3 protein-coding genes are annotated in these 2,685 nt (G+C 45.8%); 2 read left to right on the top strand and 1 reads right to left on the bottom strand.

Annotated features, from left to right (window positions below; translation table 11 throughout):
- The coding region (locus tag QTO00_RS17865) for a ferredoxin family protein (protein ID WP_331425980.1) at nucleotides 1-278 on the bottom strand (278 nt) is incomplete at its 3' end.
- A gap of 179 nt (nucleotides 279-457) precedes the next feature.
- Between QTO00_RS17865 and QTO00_RS17860 the strand changes: the two genes are divergently transcribed.
- On the top strand, nucleotides 458-2,074 hold the full coding sequence (locus tag QTO00_RS17860; protein WP_331425979.1) for an NAD(P)/FAD-dependent oxidoreductase: 1,617 nt from the start codon (nucleotides 458-460) through the stop codon (nucleotides 2,072-2,074).
- Between the two features lie 206 nt (nucleotides 2,075-2,280).
- Nucleotides 2,281-2,685: BLUF domain-containing protein (locus QTO00_RS17855; RefSeq protein WP_331425978.1), on the top strand; the 405-nt coding region annotated here is incomplete at its 3' end.

The following is a 2,685-nucleotide window of genomic DNA, read 5'->3' as shown; positions in this document are numbered from 1 at the left end:
TCGGCTTCATCCATCGCTGGCTTAACTTCTGTTTGTACTGGCCATAGCTCTGACAGTTCAGCGTTGAGCTCGACGAAGATGGTTTGATCTTCTGGCACTTCATCTTCTTGGAAGATCGCGTGAGCGTCACATTCATCAACACAGAGGCCACAATCAATACACTCGATTGGATTGATCACCATAAAGTTTGGTCCTTCATGAAACGCATCTGCCGGACATACAGCGACACAGTCAGTGTATTTACATTGGATACAGTTATCAGTTACGACAAACGCCATGATGAGTGCTCTTTCAGTTAGTCAGAATGGGAGAGAGGGGATAATACTCATCCCAAGACAAAATTCAATACGTTTGATTTAGTATGACAGTCAATTCAATTTCTCGTAAAATGCGCGCCATTGTGAGCTGACCGTTCGTCAAGCGGTTTTGGCTAAGACACCGACTACGAGACATCAAAATGATACGTTTAAATGAAATCAAACTTCCTCTTGATCATGAGGAAGAGGCGCTAACTGCTGCCATTACCAAGAAGCTTGGTATCACTGAAGACCAAGTTATCTCTTACAATGTGTTTAGACGTGGCTACGATGCTCGTAAAAAAGCCAACATTCTTCTTATTTATACGCTTGATGTGATTGTTGAAAACGAGGCTGCACTCCTAGAGCAGTTCGTTAGTGACCCACATGTAAAAGAGACTCCAGACATGGAGTACAAGTTCGTCGCAAAAGCGCCAGAGAACATCACAGAGCGCCCTGTTGTCATCGGCTTTGGCCCATGTGGCCTGTTTGCTGCCCTTATTCTTGCTCAAGCTGGTTTTAAACCCATTGTGGTTGAGCGTGGTAAAGAGGTACGTGAACGCACTAAAGATACGTTCGGTTTCTGGCGTAAGCGTACTCTAAACCCAGAATCAAACGTTCAGTTTGGTGAAGGTGGTGCGGGCACATTCTCTGACGGTAAACTCTACAGCCAAGTAAAAGATCCAAACTTCTATGGTCGTAAGGTAATTACTGAGTTTGTTGCTGCTGGCGCACCAGAAGAGATTATGTACGTCAGTAAGCCGCACATCGGTACCTTTAAACTGGTAACGATGATCGAGAAGATGCGAGCGAAAATCATTGAACTGGGTGGCGAAATTCGTTTCAGCACTCGCGTTGATGATATCCATATGGATGGCGAGCAAATTACTGGTCTAACTCTGTCTAACGGCGAAGAGATCAAGTCTCGCTACGTTGTGTTAGCGGTTGGTCACAGTGCGCGTGACACTTTTGAGATGTTGCATGAGCGTGGCGTATTTATGGAAGCGAAGCCATTCTCGGTTGGTTTCCGTATTGAGCACAAACAATCAATGATCGACGAAGCGCGCTTTGGACCTAATGCAGGTAACCCAATTCTTGGCGCGGCGGATTACAAGCTCGTTCACCACTGTAAGAATGGACGTACTGTGTACAGTTTTTGTATGTGTCCGGGTGGTACGGTCGTAGCGGCAACGTCTGAAGAGAATCGAGTTGTGACAAACGGTATGAGCCAATACTCGCGTTCAGAACGTAACGCAAATGCAGCAATCGTGGTAGGTATTGACCCAGAACGCGACTACCCAGAGCACCCATTAGCAGGTATCGAGTTGCAGCGTAAGTTGGAATCTGGTGCTTATGTACTGGGCGGTGAGACTTACGACGCGCCAGCTCAGAAAGTGGGTGACTTCCTTAAAGGCCGCGATCCAAGCGCGATTGGTGATGTTGAGCCGTCGTTTACTCCTGGTATCCACCTAACGGATATCTCAAAAGCACTGCCAGACTTTGCGATTGAAGCAATCCGTGAAGCGATTCCTGCGTTTGACCGCAAGATTAAAGGTTTTGCGAGTGATGATGCCCTGCTAACGGGTGTTGAAACGCGTACCTCTTCGCCAGTGTGTATTAAACGTGGCAAAGATTTCCAGAGTGTTAACCTCAAAGGCTTCTTCCCTGCAGGGGAAGGTGCGGGTTATGCGGGCGGTATTTTGTCTGCGGGTATTGATGGTATTAAGGTGGCGGAAGCGCTATCAAAAGCTATGGTTGCTGACCTAGAAAACGCTTAACTAACCTTCACTGCATTGAATAAAAAACTTCTCTGTTTCGGCAGAGGAGCTTTTTTATGTCTATGAACAGCAGTGTGTAACGGTCGGTAGAATTGCTGAGGCTTTTCCAAGTAAATTATCGGGCTATCTACTTATTCTGCATGAAAAATTTGTAACAAATGGGGTGAATGACTACGATTTATTAATATGCGTGTGAGGACATATTAATGAGCGACATAAGGCTGATTTACGTAAGTACGGTAAGTGCGGAATTTAAAATGTCATCTTTTGATGAAATTATGTTTACCGCTCAAGAGCGCAACCGGGCAAATGACATCACTGGCGTTCTGTATTTCAGCCCTAAATATTTCATGCAGTACCTAGAAGGTGAGCAAGTGAATGTGGCAGCGACTTTTGCGCGTATTGAAAAAGATCCTCGCCACACAGATATCCTTGTCGTCGACAAACAGCCGATAACAGCTCGCCAGTTCGGTGAGTGGTCAATGGCTTATATCCTCCAACCTGAACTACTCGAACCTCTGAATTTACAGTTCATGAACTCTCCACATTTTAATCCGTATCTGCTCAATGCTGAATCCGCTAATCAGATCATCACCGAGTTAAGGCACCAC

The sequence above is a fragment of the Vibrio sp. M260118 genome, from assembly GCF_036533755.1.
GTDB lineage: Bacteria > Pseudomonadota > Gammaproteobacteria > Enterobacterales > Vibrionaceae > Vibrio.
Note: the sequence above shows the minus strand (reverse complement) of the source record. Positions and strands in the feature narration are given on the sequence as shown.